This is a genomic window from Terriglobales bacterium, from assembly GCA_035651995.1.
Taxonomy (GTDB): Bacteria; Acidobacteriota; Terriglobia; order Terriglobales; family Acidobacteriaceae; genus DASRER01.
The window spans coordinates 56,535-74,585 of sequence record DASRER010000004.1; the positions used below are offsets into that span (position 1 = coordinate 56,535).

General features: G+C 65.3%; 12 protein-coding genes and 1 tRNA gene. 10 read left to right on the forward strand and 3 right to left on the reverse strand.

Annotation, left to right across the window (positions count from 1 at the left end):
- Positions 1-47: 47 nt before the first annotated feature.
- From VFA60_02675 to VFA60_02685, 3 genes are all read left to right on the forward strand, one after another.
- Entirely contained in the window at positions 48-1,160 is a 1,113-nt protein-coding gene (locus VFA60_02675) for an alginate lyase family protein (GenBank protein ID HZQ90679.1), read from the forward strand.
- 112 nt (positions 1,161-1,272) lie between these two features.
- Positions 1,273-3,537, forward strand: coding sequence for a HEAT repeat domain-containing protein (locus VFA60_02680; protein HZQ90680.1), 2,265 nt, complete (start codon positions 1,273-1,275; stop codon positions 3,535-3,537).
- 251 nt (positions 3,538-3,788) lie between these two features.
- Complete coding sequence (locus tag VFA60_02685; GenBank protein HZQ90681.1) at positions 3,789-5,156, forward strand: MATE family efflux transporter; 1,368 nt, start codon at positions 3,789-3,791, stop codon at positions 5,154-5,156.
- 594 nt (positions 5,157-5,750) lie between these two features.
- Here the strand turns inward: VFA60_02685 and VFA60_02690 are convergent.
- Positions 5,751-5,825 (reverse strand) — tRNA-His (locus VFA60_02690).
- A gap of 280 nt (positions 5,826-6,105) precedes the next feature.
- Here VFA60_02690 and VFA60_02695 point away from each other — a divergent pair.
- On the forward strand, positions 6,106-7,521 hold the full coding sequence (locus VFA60_02695) for a TonB family protein (protein HZQ90682.1): 1,416 nt from the start codon (positions 6,106-6,108) through the stop codon (positions 7,519-7,521).
- 123 nt (positions 7,522-7,644) lie between these two features.
- Here the strand turns inward: VFA60_02695 and VFA60_02700 are convergent, their stop codons facing one another.
- Positions 7,645-7,881, reverse strand: a complete 237-nt coding sequence (locus VFA60_02700) for a zinc ribbon domain-containing protein (GenBank protein ID HZQ90683.1) — start codon at positions 7,879-7,881, stop codon at positions 7,645-7,647.
- Between the two features lie 80 nt (positions 7,882-7,961).
- Between VFA60_02700 and VFA60_02705 the strand changes: the two genes are divergently transcribed.
- The 4 genes from VFA60_02705 (at position 7,962) to alaS (ending at position 14,362) form a co-directional block, all read left to right on the forward strand.
- Positions 7,962-8,957: an alpha/beta fold hydrolase gene (locus tag VFA60_02705; protein ID HZQ90684.1), complete on the forward strand. Its 996-nt coding sequence runs from the start codon at positions 7,962-7,964 to the stop codon at positions 8,955-8,957.
- 157 nt (positions 8,958-9,114) lie between these two features.
- On the forward strand, positions 9,115-9,633 hold the full coding sequence (locus VFA60_02710; GenBank protein ID HZQ90685.1) for a regulatory protein RecX: 519 nt from the start codon (positions 9,115-9,117) through the stop codon (positions 9,631-9,633).
- A 155-nt stretch (positions 9,634-9,788) separates the two neighbouring features.
- Positions 9,789-11,468: a DUF885 domain-containing protein gene (locus VFA60_02715; protein HZQ90686.1), complete on the forward strand. Its 1,680-nt coding sequence runs from the start codon at positions 9,789-9,791 to the stop codon at positions 11,466-11,468.
- Between the two features lie 143 nt (positions 11,469-11,611).
- The gene (gene alaS / locus VFA60_02720) at positions 11,612-14,362 is read left to right on the forward strand and encodes an alanine--tRNA ligase (protein HZQ90687.1); all 2,751 of its coding nucleotides are present in this window, start codon (positions 11,612-11,614) and stop codon (positions 14,360-14,362) included.
- Positions 14,363-14,778: 416 nt separating this feature from the next.
- Here alaS and VFA60_02725 read toward each other — a convergent pair whose 3' ends face one another.
- Complete coding sequence (locus VFA60_02725) at positions 14,779-16,026, reverse strand: inner membrane CreD family protein (GenBank protein HZQ90688.1); 1,248 nt, start codon at positions 16,024-16,026, stop codon at positions 14,779-14,781.
- Between the two features lie 356 nt (positions 16,027-16,382).
- Between VFA60_02725 and VFA60_02730 the strand changes: the two genes are divergently transcribed.
- A complete protein-coding gene (locus VFA60_02730; GenBank protein HZQ90689.1) occupies positions 16,383-16,802 on the forward strand; it encodes a hypothetical protein in 420 nt (139 codons plus the stop codon).
- A 290-nt stretch (positions 16,803-17,092) separates the two neighbouring features.
- On the forward strand, positions 17,093-18,034 hold the full coding sequence (locus tag VFA60_02735) for a lytic transglycosylase domain-containing protein (GenBank protein HZQ90690.1): 942 nt from the start codon (positions 17,093-17,095) through the stop codon (positions 18,032-18,034).
- The last annotated feature ends 17 nt before the right edge of the window (positions 18,035-18,051 follow it).

The following is an 18,051-nucleotide window of genomic DNA, read 5'->3' on the forward strand; positions in this document are numbered from 1 at the left end:
TGGGAGCGACACTCGCGGCTGCGACCGTTGGCCCGTTTGCGTCTGCCTTGCCAACCGTCGCCGGCTCGGTCCCCGATCTGCGAACCATAGAGCGGAAGCGTGTGCTCGAAGCCGCGCGGCGATACCTGGCCGAGCAGCCCATCACCATCACCGCGTATCGCGCCGCGCGCAGCGCGGGCGGCGAGCACGACTACTTCTCCGAGGGCGACTACTGGTGGCCCGATCCAAAAAATCCCGACGGACCTTACATACAGCGCGACGGCGAGTCCAATCCCGACAACTTCAACCAGCATCGCCACGCGCTGATCCGGCTGAGCCTGCACGTGCCGGCGCTGGCGGCGGCGTGGGTGCTGACGCGTGATGCGCGCTATTCACGCCATGCGGCGGCGCACCTGCGGGCGTGGTTCATCACGCCGGCCACGCGCATGAATCCGAACCTGCAATACGCGCAAGCGATCCGCGGGATCACGACAGGACGCGGGATCGGCATTATCGACACGCTGCACCTGGTGGAAGTGGCGCGCGCGGCGTCGCGGCTCGAAAAAGCGCCTGGCCTTGCGCCGGGCGAGCGCGATGCCGTGAAAAACTGGTTTGCCGAATACCTGAACTGGATGAACAGCTCGAAGAACGGGCAGGAAGAACGCGAGGCGAAGAACAACCACGGCACCTGCTGGACGTTGCAGGCGGCCGAGTTCGCGCGCTTCACCGGCGATTCCCTCATCACCCAGCAGTGCCGCGAGCGCATGAAGAACGTAATTCTGCCGAACCAGATCGCGGCAGACGGCAGCTTTCCCCAGGAGCTGCGCCGGACCAAGCCCTATAGCTATTCGCTATTCAACCTCGACGCCATGGCCACGGCTTGCCACGTGCTCTCCACGCCGGCCGACAGCCTGTGGAGCTTCCAAACTGCCGGCGGTCGCGGCATCGAGGGTGCGATGGCGTTCATGTTCCCGTACATCCGCGACAAGAGGTCGTGGCCGCACAAGCCTGACGTGCAGTACTGGGACCAGTGGCCGGTGCGGCAGCCCGCGCTGCTGTTTGCCGGCGTGGCGCTGGGCAAGCCTGAGTACATCGCGTTGTGGCGGGCGCTCAACCCCGATCCCGCGGAGGAAGAGGCAGTTCGCAATTACCCGATCCGGCAGCCTTTATTGTGGTTCTGATTCGGGACCAGCGGCGCGTGCGCCGATTTTCGCCGTTTGCGAAGAAAAGCCGCGAACTGGCCAGTGACTCGGGTTAATCTGTCGCCGAGGGGGAGTTCCACAGCCTTCTTCCATGCTTCCACAGAAACAGCTCAAGGGCCTCGGCCTGCGGTACGCGCGCAGCCTGCAAATCGCCATTCGCACCGCGGGCATGCTCTCGGTGGACCACACCGTGGCCAGCGGGCCGGTGAAGCAGAGCTTCGACCTGCTGACCGGCCTGATGAAGGACGCCGGCACGCTGACCATCGGGTTCGTGGACGGCCGCGTGATGCTGAACAACGTGCTGACCGTGGACGCCGGCCTGTCGCAACTGGAAAACGAGTTTCTCAAGCGCGGCGTGGGCGCGGTGCGCTTCGATGTGGGCCTTACCCTGGCGCGCTACAAGCAGGTGATCGGGCTGCTCTCCACGCCGCTGAAGGAAATTGAAGAGCGCGGCGGGGTGGGCGCGTTCCTGGAGCGCGCTGTAGTGGAAGGCGTGCGCATTGTTCCGGCGGGCAAGAACCAGAAGCGCACCGACGAGGGCGACACGCTGCTGGAGATGGACCCGGAGGCGTTTTTCCGCGCGCGCGACGCTTCGACCAATGCGGCCGCCGCATCGCCGCCGGGCCCCGAGCAGGCGCTCATGATGTTCTTCGATTCCGCCGGTGTGCCGCGTCCCGAGGGCGCGGTGGGCGGGCCGGAAGACATCATGCGGCTGGTCTCGCCGACGATTGAGAGCGCGCTGACTTCGCAGAACGCTGATCCCCAAAAGGCCTACATCGCGCTGGCCCAGGTGATGCAGGGCATGCGCCTGGATTCAGTGCTCTCCGCCTTCCCGCCGGCACGGCATGAGGAGTTGAAGGGGATGGAGCCCAAGCAGCTTGCGGCCGAGCTCATCGGCGACGTGTCGCTGGCGTGGGCGTCGAAGCGCCTGGCGGCGGCGCCTTCGGGCGAGAACGCCTTCGTGGTGGAAGAAGAGGTGGTGCGCGTGCTCGCGCGCAGTCTCTACGCCACGCAGACCGCCGGCAAGCTGGCCAACAAGCTGGCGCAGTTCGTGAAGGAGTATGGGTTTCCCGAGTCCACCAGCCAGAAGGTGCAGGACGAGCTGCGCTGGGTGGCGCTGCCGCCGGAGGAAAAACACCGGGCGCTGATGAGCAAGGTGCACTATAACGCGGTGGAGTTCCGGCGGCTGATCGAGCACATCCGCGAGCTGCTCACCAAGGGCCGGGCGCCGGAAGTGGCGGAGCTAGCGCAACACTACTTCGAGTTCTTCAACGGCCCGGTGGAAGAGGTCACGCTGGAAGAGCTGAGCCGGGCGCCGCAACTGGTGCAGACGATCTCCGGCGTCAAGGCTGGATTGGCGCGCCATCTTACCGAGGTGCTGCTGGAGCAGCTGCAGCGCGAGGAGTTCACCGGTTTCAAGCATTTCCAGCTACTGAACGCCCTGGCCGCCGTTACCAGCGCCGCCGGTCTGTATGAAGACTTCGAGATCGCGCAGATCGTGGGCGCGTCGATCGAGCAGCTGATCGCGCGCGATCCGGAGCAGCATAAAGACTGCTGCCGCAAGGCGCTGGTCCGGCTGCTGCCCGCTTCAGCCTTGCAGCGCCTGATCGAGCTTCACCTGCAGTCGAAAGACGACCCGGCGGCCAGCCGAAACACCGCCACGATGTTGAGACGAGCGGGCACCGCGGCCATCGAGCTGCTGTTCAAGCGGCTGGAGGACGAAACCGTCGCGGCGAATCGCCTGGCCATGCTGCGGCTGCTGGGCAGGACGGGCAGCGCCGGCATCGAAATCGCCCGCCAGCGGCTGGCCGATTCGCGCTGGTACGTGGTGCGCAATGCCTGCCTGGTCATCTCGGAGCTGAAAGACCCGGAGCTGCTGCAGCAGCTCACGCCGCTGCTGCAGCACGCCGACGACCGCGTGCAGCAGGCGGTCTTCACCGCCATCGTGAAAGGACGCGCGCCGGGGCGCGGGCGCATTCTCGCGGCGACGTTGCGCTTCCTGCGCGGCAACAGCGTGGAGCAGGCGCTGGATGAGGTGCTGTTCCTCAAGGACCCGGCCACGATTCCCGACCTGGAAGCGTTTGTTACGGAGCACGCCGCCGGCCGCGGCACGCTGCAGCGGAAAGCCGTGCAGGCGATTGCCGCGATGCCTGCCGCGGCCGGCAGCGAAGCCCTGGCTCGGCTGGTCGCAACGCCCAAGCTGGACAAGGCCACTCGCCGGGAAGCGCTCACCGCGATCGGGCGCGCGCCTTCACCGCCGGCGGACACGGTGATTTCCGCGTTTCTTGCCACCGCATCTCCAGACGACGAGATCGCGGCCGAGTGCCGCCAGCGGTCGCAGCGCGCTGCAACCTAAGCCGGCCGGCGCGATCGCGCGGGCAGCCCGGCTGAAAGCCGCTTCCAGCCACGATTCCGGCCATCAAGCCGCGAACGACTGCGTGACGCCGCGGGACCGCGCCAAGGCGCTCGACCGCGGCCTGGCCAAGCCGGCGCGCTCGCGCGCGGCGGCCGCGCCGGCGGCTACACCGCCCTTATGGCGAGGCGCGAAGCCAAAACTTGAAACTTGAAACCCGAAACTTGAAACCCGAAACTTGAAACTGGCTCTTCATGATTGCCGCCATCCGCAGACAAGTGCGTCCCATGCTCGACCTGGCGCTGCCGCTCGTGCTCGCCGAGGTCGGCTGGATGTGCATGGGCATTGTGGACACGATCATGGTCGGCCGGCTGCCGAACAGCGCCGTTGCCATCGGCGCCGTGAGCCTGGGCGGCGCGCTCTACTACACTACCGCAATCTTCGGCAGCGGGCTGCTCCTCGGTCTGGACACGCTGGTGGCGCACGCCTTCGGACGCGACGATCTGGATGACGCCAACCGATCGCTGATCGCCAGCCTATGGCTGGCGCTGGCGCTGACGCCAGCGCTCATGACCGTCATCTGGATGTGGACGCCGGTGATGCGGCGCTTTGGCGTCGCGCCCGACGTGGTCCGCGAGATGGGACCATTTCTGAATGCGCTCAACTGGGGCACTTTGCCGTTGCTGGTGTACTTCGCCGCGCGTCGCTATTTGCAGGCGGTGAACATCGTGAAACCGGTGACCTTCGCCCTGATCTCGGCCAACATAGTCAACCTGGTGGCGAACTGGGTGTTGATCTACGGGCACTGGGGCGCGAAGGCCTATGGCGTGCCGGGCTCGGGCTGGTCCACGCTCATGGCGCGCCTGTGGATGGCTGGCGTGCTAGCCGTCACGCTGCTGGTGGCGAACCGCGGCAACCGCTTGCGACTGTCGAGCGTTTCGCCGCGCCCGGACGCGGCGCGCATGCGCCGGCTGATGGCGCTTGGGGGGCCGGCGGCGACGCAGATCCTGCTGGAAGCGGGCGTCTTTTCGGCCGCAACGGCGTTGGCAGGGAAACTTGGGCCGATGGCCCTGGCCGGCCACCAGATCGCGTTGAACTGCGCCTCGTTCACCTTCATGGTACCGCTCGGCATCAGCTCGGCGGCGGCGGTGCGCGTGGGGCAGAACCTGGGTCGCGGCGATCCCCGCACCGCGCGCGAAGCGGGATGGACGGCGATCGCCCTCGGCGCCGGATTCATGGGGGCCATGGCGCTGTTGTTTGTGTCCGCGCCGCGGCTGATCGCGCGCGTCTTCTCACCCGATCCGGCGGTGGTGCGCACCGGCGCCGCACTGCTGCTCATCGCCGCCGTCTTCCAGCTCTTCGACGGCATGCAGGTGGTGGCGACGGGAACGCTGCGCGGCCTGGGCGACACGCGCACGCCCATGCTGGCGAACCTGGCAGCTTACTGGGTGATCGGACTGCCGCTGGGCTGGGTGCTGACCTTCAAGATGGGTTGGGGCGCGGCCGGATTGTGGACCGGGCTGTGCATTGGGCTGATTCTGGTGGGATCAGTGCTCGTCCTGGCGTGGGAAACCAAGATCAAAGCGGAGTCTGCAGTCAGCGCCGCACGATCAGCGGTTTGAAGCGAGTCGGATTTGGTGAATTGGTGAAATAACCGACAAACCGGAGTTGGTGATTTGGCGAATTGGTGACTGCACCAAACCACGGAATCACCAAATCCCGCTAGACTCCCGAGGGCTCGTCGGGCACAGCCTTCTGCCGGCTGATGGCCTTGGCGGCGCGCGACAAGTAGGTCTCGATCAGCGAGGCGGCGTCGTCGGACGCTATCTCCAGGTGCATGTGACCGCCCTGCGTCTGTTCTGCGGGGAGGACGCGTTTACGGCACTTGAAGCAAGTAAGGACGCGTTCCATAACCTTGTACCTCACTCCAATGAACGCAACGTTAACCGCAGGGTCGCGGACAGGCGAGATGTCAGCAGTAACCGCGAGTTGCGCGGAGGTAACGTGGAGGAAGCGGCCTGGATTCAGGGGATTAGCATTCAGCATTCAACAGTCAGCCTTCAGCCCCTGAAGGCACTCGGCATCCAGCACTCAGCCCCTGAACAGCATCGCTGGTCCGCACGGCCCTGGGAAGCTCGAAGGCGATACGAGCTTTAGAGGTCGCTACGGGCCTTCGCGGGCTGAATGCCAAGTGCTAATTGCGGAGTGCTGATTCCTGGGGCGGGCGGTGGGATTTGAACCCACGACAGCCGGAGCCACAGTCCGGTGTTCTACCCCTGAACTACGCCCGCCATATTGCCGGAATCGGTTGCTGAAGAGCGGCGCTGAGGATGAACGCCAGGCGCCGCCGGCTATCCGGTTGGAGGAGCGGACACGCGAGCGTATCCGCGACATTGATTATAGCAACGGCGTTTGGGTGTGTCGCGCGCAGGGGCTTGGCTTGGCGTGGCCTGTGCTTCCCACGTTAGCGCCGCAAAGCACGCGGCGCGAACGTGGGGCACCGCGGCGTATATTGTTCGCCGCTGACGTGGGTCCGTCTCCATGAAAAAAATTCCTCTCGCACTCTTACTCATGCTGGCGCCGAACGCGCTGGCGGTCATTCCTGAGGCGCGGCCCGGTGATTACATCGTCCGCAACTTCCAATTCAAAGACGGCCAGGCGTTGCCCGAAGTCCGCATGCACTACATCACGCTGGGCTCGCCGGCGCGCGACCAGAACGGGCGCGTGACCAATGCCGTGCTCATCCTGCACGGCACGGGCGGGTCGTCGAAGCAGTTCCTGGAGGAGCGCTTCGCGGGCGTGCTGTTCAATCCCGGGCAATTGCTCGACGTCACCAAGTACTACGTCATCATCCCTGACAACGTGGGCCACGGCAAAAGCTCGCGTCCCAGTGACGGCCTGCGCATGCACTTCCCGCACTACGACTACGACGACATGGTCGCGCTCCAGCATGCGCTGCTCGATGGGATCGGCGTGAATCACCTGCGGCTGATCTTCGGCACGTCCATGGGCTGCATGCACGCGTGGGTGTGGGGCGAAACCTATCCGGAGATGATGGACGCGCTCATGCCCATGGCGTGCGCGCCCACACAGATTGCCGGGCGCAACCGCATGTGGCGCAAGGCGGCAATGGACGGCATTCGGCGCGATCCGGCATGGGAGAACGGCGAGTACAAATCGCAGCCGGCTTCGCTGATCACGTCGGAGAACTTTCTGCAACTGATGGGCAGCAACGCGCTGGAACGCCAGAAGCAGGGCCCGACGCGCGACCAGGCCGACCTGTACATGGAAACGCAGCTCAACAAGGTGCTGCCCGAGCTCGATGCCAACGACTTCCTCTACTTCGTCGACGCCTCGCGCAACTATAACCCGGAGCCGGACCTGGAAAAAATCACCGCGCCGGTCATGTTCGTCAATTCGGCCGACGATGCTATCAATCCGCCGGAGCTGGGCATCGCCGAGCGGTTGATTCAGCGAGTGAAGCGCGGCCGGTTCATCCTGCTTCCGTACACGGCCGAGACGCACGGCCACGGTTCGCACACCTGGGCGGCGCTCTGGCAGCAGTATCTGGAAGAGCTGCTGAAGGAGAGTGGCGGGCTTGCGCCGGGGACGGGAAGGGCCGTGACGAACGCGGAGGGGCTGGTGAACACGGGACCGGTGATGCCGCCGCCACTGCCGCCTGGAACCGCGAATCCCGTCGCTTACACCATCGGCCCGGGAATCACCCCTCCGCAGAAGATATCCGGAAGCCAGCCCGAGTACACCGAGTCTGCGCGCAAGAGGAAGATCACCGGGACCGTGCGGCTGGCGATCATCGTCGGGACGGATGGCACGGTGCGCGTTGTGCAGGTCATCAACTCACTCGAGCCGTCGCTGGACCAGAGCGCTGTCGAGACCATCCGTACCTGGCGCTTCCGGCCGGGCGCCAGGGACGGACAACCCGTTCCCGTGCGCGTCCAGGTAGAGGTCAGCTTCAGCCTGAAATGATGCGGTCATCCTGACTGAACGCGGGCGTTCCAGCGACTCGCCCCCTTTGAGCCTTCGCTCAGGGCTGGCGCCGCTCAGGATGACCTTCCAATCGCTCTGCGATCTTTGCGGTGAACCGATGTATCAGTCCAGGTCACCGAGCGAACACGCGCCCGGGCCGCGCGGGTCGCCGCAGCTTCCGCAGGCGCCGTTCGGGGCCGCGCTTTCGCTCCTGGCCGGGCCGCCGGCGACGGCGAACACCGAGAGCTGTTGCTCCAGCTTTTTCCCGTGACAATGCGGGCACGCCGGCTTCTGCGAACCAATGACCAGCGCCTCGAAGCGGCGGTCACACTCCTTGCAGATGTATTCGAAGATGGGCATGACAGATTCCGTTTGGTGATTTGGTGATTCGGTGATTTACGATTTAAATCGTAAGTGATTACGTCGTAAATCGTAAATTCTTGCCCTTCACTCCCACAGACTTCAAGCCTCACCGTTTGCTGGTCGGCGGCCACGCGCAGACACTTGCGGGCCGCTTCCTGCCGCGGCGCGATGCGCTGCCGCCTGCAGACGAGCGGCTGTTCAGCGTGGAAGCAGGCGTCGAGGTGATGTGCCGCTGCCACTGGCAGGCGGACCGCCGCGCGGCGCTGACGGTGATCGTCGTGCATGGGCTGGAAGGCTCGTCGGAATCGCAGTACGTCATCGGCACGGCGAACAAGGCGTGGGCGGCCGGCATGAACGTGGTGCGCATGAACATGCGCAACTGCGGCGGCACGGAAATGCTCGGGCCCACGCTCTACCACAGCGGCATGTCGGGCGATGTGGGCGCGGTGATGCGCGCGCTCATCACCGATGACAAGCTCGCACACGTGGCGCTCGCCGGATTTTCCATGGGCGGCAACCTGGCGCTGAAACTGGCAGGCGAACTGGGGCGCGATCGCGCAACGCCGCCTGAGCTGCGCGCCGTGGCGGCTGTTTCACCCGCCGCTGACCTGGGTGCTTCGGCCGACGCCCTGAGCCTGCCCTCGAACCGCATTTACGAATGGCACTTCGTGCGCAACCTGAAGCGCAGCGTGCGGCGCAAGGCGCTCGCGTTTCCGGGGCGCTACGATGTGTCGCGCCTCGCCGGTCTGCGCAGCGTGCGCGATTTCGACGAGCACGTGACCGCGCCGTACTCCGGCTTCGCCAACGCCGATGACTACTACTTCCGGGCGGCGGCGGCACGCGTGATCGAGCACATCGCGGTGCCCACGCTGATCATTCATGCCGCCGACGATCCGTTCATTCGCCTGCTGCCGCCTACCCGCGCGGCCATTGCCGCCAATCCCCACGTCGTGCTCGAGGAAACCGCGCACGGCGGCCACTGCGGCTTTGTCGGCGAAGCCGACCGTAACGGCTACGACGGCCGCTGGGCCGAGCGCGAGATTGTGCGGTTCTTCGCAACCCCAAATCCTTGACCGCAGAGGACGCGGAGGGCGCGGACGGACCATTTTCTTCTTCACGACATAAGGACACAGGAAGACACGAAAGGACGCAATGGCTGGTTTTCCCCTTATGCGCCTTTCTGTCCTTTGTGGTGAAGATTTTGCCTTTCTTTGCGGTTAGACTTTCGTTGTGCGCCAGCCGAAAAAACTCGCCGACGAAGACGTTCTCTACGACTACGCCGTGAAGGCGCTGGGGCGGCGCATGCGTTCGGTCGCGGAATTGAAGCGGCTGCTGCGGCAGCGTGCCGCGCCCGGCAGCGAAGCGGTGATCGAGCGCGTGGTCGCGCGCCTGAAGGAATACAAGTACCTGAACGATTCCGCGTACGCCGCCGCCTACTCCAGTTATCGCAAAGAGAACGAGAAGTTCGGGCCGCGGCGCGTCATCTCTGACCTGAAGGCGCGAGGCGTGCACGGCGATGTGGTGCGGAAGGCCGTGGCGGATGCCTTTGCCGGCACCGACGAGGAGCAGCACGCGCGCGAGTTTCTGCGCCGCAAGCGCATTGCCAGGCCCGCCGATGACCGCGGGGCCGCCCGCATTTTCCGCACCCTGATGCGCGCGGGCTTCAGCACCCGGGCGGCGCTGCGCGTGCTGAACAAGTGGAACGTCGACAGCGAGGTCCTATCGGCGCTCGAGTCGGAGGGGGAGTAAATTCCCCCGTTCACGCCGCAAAGAGCGCGGCGCGATCGCGGGGTACTCTCGCCGAATAAGTTTGCCCGCCTGCCCTCGCAAGCATTACAACTGAAGCCCTCATGCGATCTCTTCGCTGCGTCCTGGTCTGTTTCCTGATCGCTTCGTTTTCGGTTGTGTGCAGGGCTCAAGCGGCTGCTCCCGAGAAAAAACACAACGACCCGCTGCAACAGTTCGCTGCGGACTTCTGGGCGTGGCGCGCGCGCACGCAGCCGTTCAACTTCGACGACATTCCCCGCATCGAGCGCCCCGGCGGACATCGCGACTGGTCGGCGGCGGCCGTGGAGCGCCAGCACCAGGAACTTGCCGCGTTCGAGGCGCGCTGGACGGCGCTGGCGCCCAAACCGGGCGCGGCGATTCACGACCAGGTGGACTGGCGGCTGATGGGCTCGGCGCTGGCGCGCGTCCGCTGGGAGCTGGACGTGCTGCGCCGCTGGCAGCGCGATCCGGTGTTCTACGTGGAACAAACGCTGTCTGCGCTGCAAGATGCGCTTACCGCGCCGCCGCCTTTTGACGAGGCGCGCAGCCGGGAAGTGCTGCAGCGCGTCGAAGATATTCCCGGGATATTGAAGGATGCGCGTGCCAACCTGGGCGCCAGCCGTGGCGCTAACAGGAATGGCCCGCCGCGTCCGTTCGCCGAGGTGGCCATCGCGGCCCTTGCCGACGTGCGCCCGCGGATGGAGCGCGTTGCCGGCAGCCTCGAGCCAGTGACCAAACTCAAACCGGGCGAGCTGCGGGCCGCGCTCACACGTGCCACCGGTGCGCTGGAGCAGTACCGCGATTGGCTGAAGCTGCAACTGCCGTCACTGCCGGCTGAGTCCGCCATCGGACGCGAAGAGTACGTCTTCTTTCTGCGCAAGGTCGCGCTGAACCCGTACACGCCGGAAGAGCTGCTGGCCATGGCGCGGCAGGAGTGGGAGCGCGCGGTGGCGTTCGAGGCGTATGAGCGCCAGCGCAACGCCGGCGTCCCGCCGCTGAAGATGTCGGCTTCGATCGAGGAGCAGATCGAGCGCACGCGCAAGCAGGAAGCGGCGGTGCGCGAGTTCCTCAGCAAGCGCGGCGTGCTCACCGTGCCTGAGTGGCTGCGGCACTACACGGCGCGTGCGATTCCCGACTACCTCGCGGCGCTGGAGGACTACGGCGAGGCCGACGACTTCACCGGGCCGTCGCGCCTGAACGAGGACTGCGTGCGCTGGGAGCACCCGCCGGCGGCGCAGATGGGCTACTTCTGGGCGGCGACGGTGCGCGATCCGCGGCCGATCATCGTGCACGAAGGCGTGCCGGGCCACTACTTCCAGCTCGCGCTCGGCTGGCGGCATCCCGATCCGATCCGGCGGCACTACTACGATTCGGGCGCGAACGAGGGCCTCGGATTCTACGCGGAAGAGATGATGCTGCAAGCCGGCTTGTTCGACGATTCACCGCACACGCGCGAGATCATCTACAACTTCATGCGCCTGCGCGCGCTGCGCGTGGAGGTGGACGTGAAGCTGGCGCTCGGGCAATTCTCCATCGAGCAGGCGGCTGAGTATCTGCAGCGGACTGTCCCGATGGACTCGGAGACGGCGCACGCTGAGGCACGCTCCTTCGCCACCACACCCGGGCAGGCGATCACCTACCAGATCGGCAAGATTCAGATCCAGAAATTCCTCGCTGACGCGCGCATCCAGCAGGGCGAGAAGTTCAACCTGCGCGCCTTCCACGACGCGCTGTGGCTGAACGGCAACGTGCCGATTGCGCTGCAACGGTGGGAGATGACGGGAGCGGCCGATGAGATTGAAAAACTAGATCACTGAGTCCAATTGCGGAATTGCCGAACTGCCGAACTGCGGGACTGCGGGACTGCGGAACTGCGGAACTGCGAAACTGAAATTCGGCAATTAGGCAGTTCCGCAGTTCGGCAATCACTCTGGCCGGATTGCTACAATGAACAGTTTCCATGCCTCCTTCCGGCTCACAGGTACGGCAGAAGTTCATTGACTTCTTCGTCGCGCGCGGGCACCGGCACGTGCATTCGTCGTCGCTCGTGCCCGCCAACGATCCCACGCTGCTGTTCAGCAACGCGGGGATGAACCAGTTCAAAGACGTCTTCCTCGGCATCGAGAAGCGCGAGTACAAGCGCGCCACCACCAGCCAGAAGTGCGTGCGCGCCGGCGGCAAGCACAACGACCTGGAAAACGTGGGCTTCACCAAGCGCCACCACACGTTCTTCGAGATGCTCGGCAATTTCAGCTTCGGCGACTACTTCAAGCGCGAGGCGATCGCCTTCGCCTGGGAGCTGGTCACGTCGAAGCAGTGGTGGGGCATTCCCAAAGAGAAGCTCTACGCCACCGTCTTCAAGGGCGAGGAAGGCGTGCCACGCGACGACGACGCTTACCACTTCTGGCGCGAGCAGGGCGTGCCGGCCGAGCGCGTTTTCGAGCTGGGAATGAAAGAGAACTTCTGGGCCATGGGCGACACCGGCCCCTGCGGTCCGTGCTCGGAGATCCACTACGACATGGGCCCGGCGGCGTCCGACGAAGGCCACACCGACTGCAAGTTCCCCTGCGATTGCGGGCGCTACGTCGAGATCTGGAACCTGGTCTTCATGCAGTTCGACCGCGACTCGGCCGGCGCGCTGAATCCGCTGCCCAAGCCGTGCGTGGACACCGGCGCAGGACTGGAGCGCGTGACCGCCGTGCTCCAGGGCGTAATTTCCAACTATGACACCGACTTGTTCCAGCCGCTCATCAGGCGCGCGGCCGAGCTGACGGGCGTGGATGTGAAGAAGGAGCTCGAGGCGGAGCAGCACGCGCGCTCGGCGGCATCGTTGCGCGTGATTGCGGATCACGCGCGCGCCACGACATTTTTGATAGCGGATGGCGTGCTGCCCTCGAACGAAGGCCGCGGCTACGTGCTGCGCAAGATCATGCGCAGGGCCATCCGCCATGGGCGCCTGCTGGGGCAGGAGAAGCCGTTCCTGTTTCAGATGGCGCACGCGGTGCGCGATCTGATGGGCAGCGCCTATCCGGAGCTGATCGAAGCGGCGGAGCAGGTGGCGAAGGTCGTGTACGAGGAAGAGCGCCGCTTTGCGCACACGCTCGACATCGGGCTGAAGCGGCTGGACGAAGACCTGGCGCCGCTGGTTGCGGCCAAGCGCGCGAATCCGGCAGCGCGCGCAATGTACTCGGGCGAGAAGGCGTTCAAGCTCTACGACACCTTTGGCCTGCCGTTCGACTTCATGACCGATGCCGCGCACGATGCCGGCATTTCCTTCGACACGGAAGGCTTCGAGCGCGCCATGGCCGCACAGCGCGAACGGGCGCGGGCGTCATGGAAGGGCGGGGCGAAGCAGGCAGCCGCGCCGGAGTACCGGGAGCTGCGTCCGACGGTCTTCGAGGGTTACAAGCAGACCGAGTCCACCGACTGTGAAGTGCTGTTCATCATGAAGGACGCGGGCGAGGGCGCCCGCGCCACGCAAGCCGTGCGCGAGCTGCGAGCCGGCGAGCGCGGCGAGGTCGTGCTCGACCACACGCCGTTCTACGCCGAGGCCGGCGGCCAGGTGGGCGACGTGGGCTGGCTGCAACAGCCGAGCCCACGCGCGCTGGTGGCTGACGTGACCGGCTGCTACTACCCGGTGGCGGGCGTGCGCGCGCACCGCGTGGTCGCGAAGCAGCCGATCGTCGTCGGCGACAAGGTGGACGCGGTCGTGAACCTGCATGTTCGCGAGCAGACCATGCGCCACCACACCGGAACCCATCTGCTTCACGCAGCTCTAAGAGAAGTTTTGGGCAAGCACGTGAAGCAGGCCGGGTCGCTGGTCGATCCCGCGCACCTGCGCTTCGACTTCTCGCACTTCTCGGCGGTTGACGACGAAGAGTTGCAGGACATCGAGGACCTGGTGAACAGGGAAGTGCTGCGCAACACGCGCGTCGAGGTGATCGAAGACGTGCCGATTGACGTGGCCGTGAACGAGTACAAGGCGATGGCGCTGTTCGGCGAAAAGTACGGCGAGCGCGTGCGCGTCATTAAGATCGGCGACTTCTCGACGGAACTTTGCGGCGGCACGCATACGCTCGCCACCGGCGAAATCGGCCTTGTGAAGGTCCTGCACGAGGGCTCGGTGTCGGCGGGGGTGCGGCGCGTGGAGGCGGTGGCGGGGGAGGCTTCGCTGCGGCACTTCCGGCGCGATCATCAGCTGGAGCACGTTGTTGCGGGCTTTGTGAAGTCGGCGGATGCCCAGGTCTCGCCTGCCGACGCCCTGCAGGCGGAACTGGAGAAGCGCGAGGCCGAACTCCGGCGCCTGCACAAAGAGCTGGAGCAGGCGCGCATGAAGTCGGCTGCGTCGGCGGCCGCGAACATAAGCGACAAAGTGCGCGAGGTGAAGGGAGTGAAGGTGCTCACGCATCGCGCCGACAATCTGGAGCGCCCGCAACTGCGCACCCTGGTGGACAATTTGCGCAACAAGCTGGGCTCGGGCGTGGTGGTCATCGGCTCCAGCAGCGACGGCAAGGTGGCGCTCATTGTCGGCGTGACCAAGGACCTGACCGACCGCGTCCCGGCGGGGAAAGTTGTGGGCGCGGTGGCGCAGAAGGTCGGCGGCAAAGGCGGCGGGCGCCCCGACCTGGCCGAGGCCGGCGGAAGCGAGTCCGGGGCGCTGGATTCGGCGCTCGATTCGGCGTACGGAGTTGTGGAGCAGTTGCTGGGCTAGCGCAAGGCGCTTCGCGCCGCAATTCTCGGTTTGGGCAGAACGAGAAAATTCGTTGTCAGTTCGCTCGCTAACCTACGCTTCGCACCCGCGCGCGGCCCGTACAGGCACCGCAGGCCAAGCAGCATCCAATTCGATTGTGGCTGGAAAACGATTCAGTTCGCCGTGGAGATCGAACAAAGCAAGGCAGAACGGGTCATTCAGGCCATTCGTAGGCGTGCCCCGATTGCTGTTGTGTCGAGCTATAGGGACGGTTTCGGCTCGACCTGGCTAAAGCTGTAGCGAAAACCTGGTTCCCTCGCACGCGCCGTTAGTCCGCTCCTCGCTTCGCGAGTGACTCCCTCGGCGCGGCTCGGGATGCCAATTCGTTAGCCGTATTCACCGGGCTAAAGTCCGGTGCTTCCGCCGAAAACATCAACTCACGACGCTCTCACTGGCGCCGGCGCCGCTGCCGCAAACTTCTCCGACCAGCGGACCCTTCCCGTGAGCTGCATCACGACGAACAGCGTGATGATCGAGCCGATGGTCACCGCCAGCGCGGTGTATCCTTTGAGGAAGAAGGCGTAGGAGAACAGCACCAGGTACACGAACTGGGCGACGCCGGCTTCGACCAGCGCGAAGCGCAGCCCCACCACCAGCCGCAGGTACGTCACCACCAGGAAAATCGAGACCGCCGAGCAGATGGCAAAGGCGGCGTGGATGGAGATGTGGTCCACCGTGTACGCCAGCAGCAGGTGGAAGGCGAAGAATGCCGTGGCGAGGAAGAAATAGTTCATCGGATGCAGCTCGATGCCGCGCATGGTGGTGATGATCAGCATCAGAAAAAAGAAGAACAGCAGGGATACCGGCGCGAAGAAGCTGATGCGGCCCGCCAGCGGCCCGGGCTGGAGCTTCTCCGGCATGGCCACGCCGATCTGCACGCCGGAGACAAGATTGGTGTAGTCCCAATTGAGCCGCCAGCCGCCGGCAGTTTCCGTCTTGCTGGTGGGCGAGAGCGCGCTCGGCGGGAAGTCGATATCGTGGAAGTTGGTACCGACCTCGAGGTGGAAGTCCTTGACCTGCGCCACGTCGCCGCCGAAGTCGTAGGTCCAGGTGTCGAGCCCGTGCGAGCGATACGCGAAGTGCAGGGTGAGCGTTTCGCCTTCGGGGACCACGATGCTGCCGGTCACCGTGTCGCCGCCGATGCTGGTGGGGACGGGCACGCCGTTCACCGACATTTCCATCGCGTCGTAGAGCACCTTCGCGGCGGGCAGCTTGACGGCGATGCGCAGCGCGCCCTCGCGCTTGGGCGGCGCGGGGAAGGTGTAGTCACCGGCAAAGTTGACCGTGTAGGTGCTGTACCAGAGCAGGCCTTTCTGGCGGTGCTCCAGGTCAACGGCAGCGCGGAGCCGGCTGGAGGAGAGCGTGAGCGGCAGGTCGCGCTCGTACTGCTCCTCGCGCGTGGTCAGCTGGTTGTCCTTGCGTACCTCGATGGTGCGCGTGGCGGTGGTGGCCCACTCCATCTTCGGCGGCGTGGCCTTCTGCGGCGCGCCCCAACTCGACATGACCTTTCCCTTCAGCTCCGAATCGGCGCTGTAGGTGCGCTGGAAGATGGTGCCGCCCAAGATCCACCAGGCGACGGAAGTACAGGCGAAGATAAAGATCAGGGCGAAGATGCGGCGGGCCATAGGCAGCGCTCCTTTGTTCGCGGAGACTATGGCGCAGGGTACATGTATTTGTCAAGTACTTTATATTATAAAGTATCAGCGGCAGGCTGGCCGCGTCGGCGCAGGCGATGAGCAGGACGAGGGCAAACAGCCCACATCATCATCAGCAGGAGTCGCGCCCGCCGCGTACCAGGTCTTCATGCAGCGGCAGGGTGATGGCGTGGACTTTGTGGTTCGAATCGGCGTACTGCTGCCCAAGCCGCGGCGAGATGGCCAGCAGGTCGGCGCGGCCCTGTTAGACGCCGGTCCCGAGTACGGGTTCGCTTTGCGTTCGGTTTGCCGGCGGGGGTATGCTTGCGCCCTCAGCGGAGGCCTTTATGGACCGCGTCCAGTTCATCCAGCACAACGGCAAGTACGTGCTGCTGATCGACTACTCCGGGGTCACCGACGAAGCCGAGATGCTGAAGATCGTTGCGCGCCGCCGCGAACTGGTGAGCGCGCAGCGTCCCGCCAGCGTGCTCACGCTCACCGACATCACCGGGGCACGCTACTCCAAGCAGGTTCTGGCGAAGGTGAAGGAGGCCGCGGTGCTCGACCGACCATTCGTTCGCCGGGCCGCGCTGGTCGGCGTGGACGAAGGCAACCGGCAGGTGCTGGAAGCGGTGTCCACCTTCGCGGTGCGCACCTGGAGGCAGTTCGATACGCGCCAGCAGGCCCTCGATTGGCTCGTCGAGGAGTCCAAGAGCGCCGACAAAGCCAAGCCCACGAATGGTAAGGCTGACGTGAGGGCCAGCTAGGTCATTGCCGAATTGCCGAACTGCGGAATTGCCGAATTTCTGCGCGTCCGCGAGGGTTAGATTCAATGCGGCAGTTCGGCGCTTCCGCAATCCGGCAGTTGGTATTGTCCTTCCGGGTTTCCTCCCCTGATTCGGGGTTTGTTGCCGGCCGATATCGGGGATATAATTTCAGCCACTCTGGACGAAGTTCTCCGTCAGGCTTTGGGGGCAGTGTCGGCCCGCGTGCCTGCCACTTGCGCGCGGGAAGGCAAGCATGGCAGAGCCCTGCCTGCGGGCCCCGAAGGTTGATCATGCCGAAGTTCCCCAAAGTCGCCCTGATGGTTGCACTCCCGACCCTCCTTTCCGTGATTCCACGCGCCCGGGCGCAGGCGATCATGTCGGTGGAGGAGAACGGACGCAAGGTCTACGTCAACGACCTGGCGGCCGTTCCCACTCGGCCGGCCACATCGGCCCGCGCTTCGCGCAAGTACACGCTCATGTACTGGAGCCAGACCGAGCAGCGCTGGAAGCCGGTTCCGCTTGCTTCGCGCACAACCATGCGCGCGGCGCGAACAGCGGCTGCCGAGGTTTCGCAGTATCTGGGCATGAGCGGCGTGCCGGTACGGACGCCATCGGCGGACGCCAAGGCGACCAATGCCAACAACGGCGCTGTGACTCCAGCGCCGGAGATGGTGGCGGCTTCCACGCCAGCGCCGATCGTCAGCACGGCGACGGTGAAGCCGGCAAGCGCACCGGCGCTGACCGCCTCGGCGCCGAAGCGCACGGTCAGTGCGGCCGACCTGGACGCCGCGATCGAAGCGGCGGCGGCGCGGCACCATGTTGATCCCAACCTGGTGCGCGCGGTGATCAAGGTGGAATCCAACTTCAACCCCAGGGCGGTGTCGCGCAAGGGCGCGCTCGGCCTGATGCAGCTGATGCCGGCAACGGCGCGCGAGCTGAACGTGGCCAATCCCTTCGATCCGGAGCAGAACCTGGACGGAGGCGTGCGCCACCTGCGCGCGCTGCTGGAAAACTTTGGCGGCGACGTGCCCAAATCGCTGGCGGCGTACAACGCCGGCGCGGGCGCGGTGGCCCGCAACAAGGGTGTGCCGCCGTATCGCGAGACGCGCGATTACGTGAAGCGCATCACGCAGCTTTACGGCGAAGGCGCTCCGCTGGGGAACTTCTCCAGCGGCGCCATCCATGTGAGCCGCGGGCCGGACGGGGTTTTGAGCATCAGTAACACGGACTGATGAGGGACCCACACCGA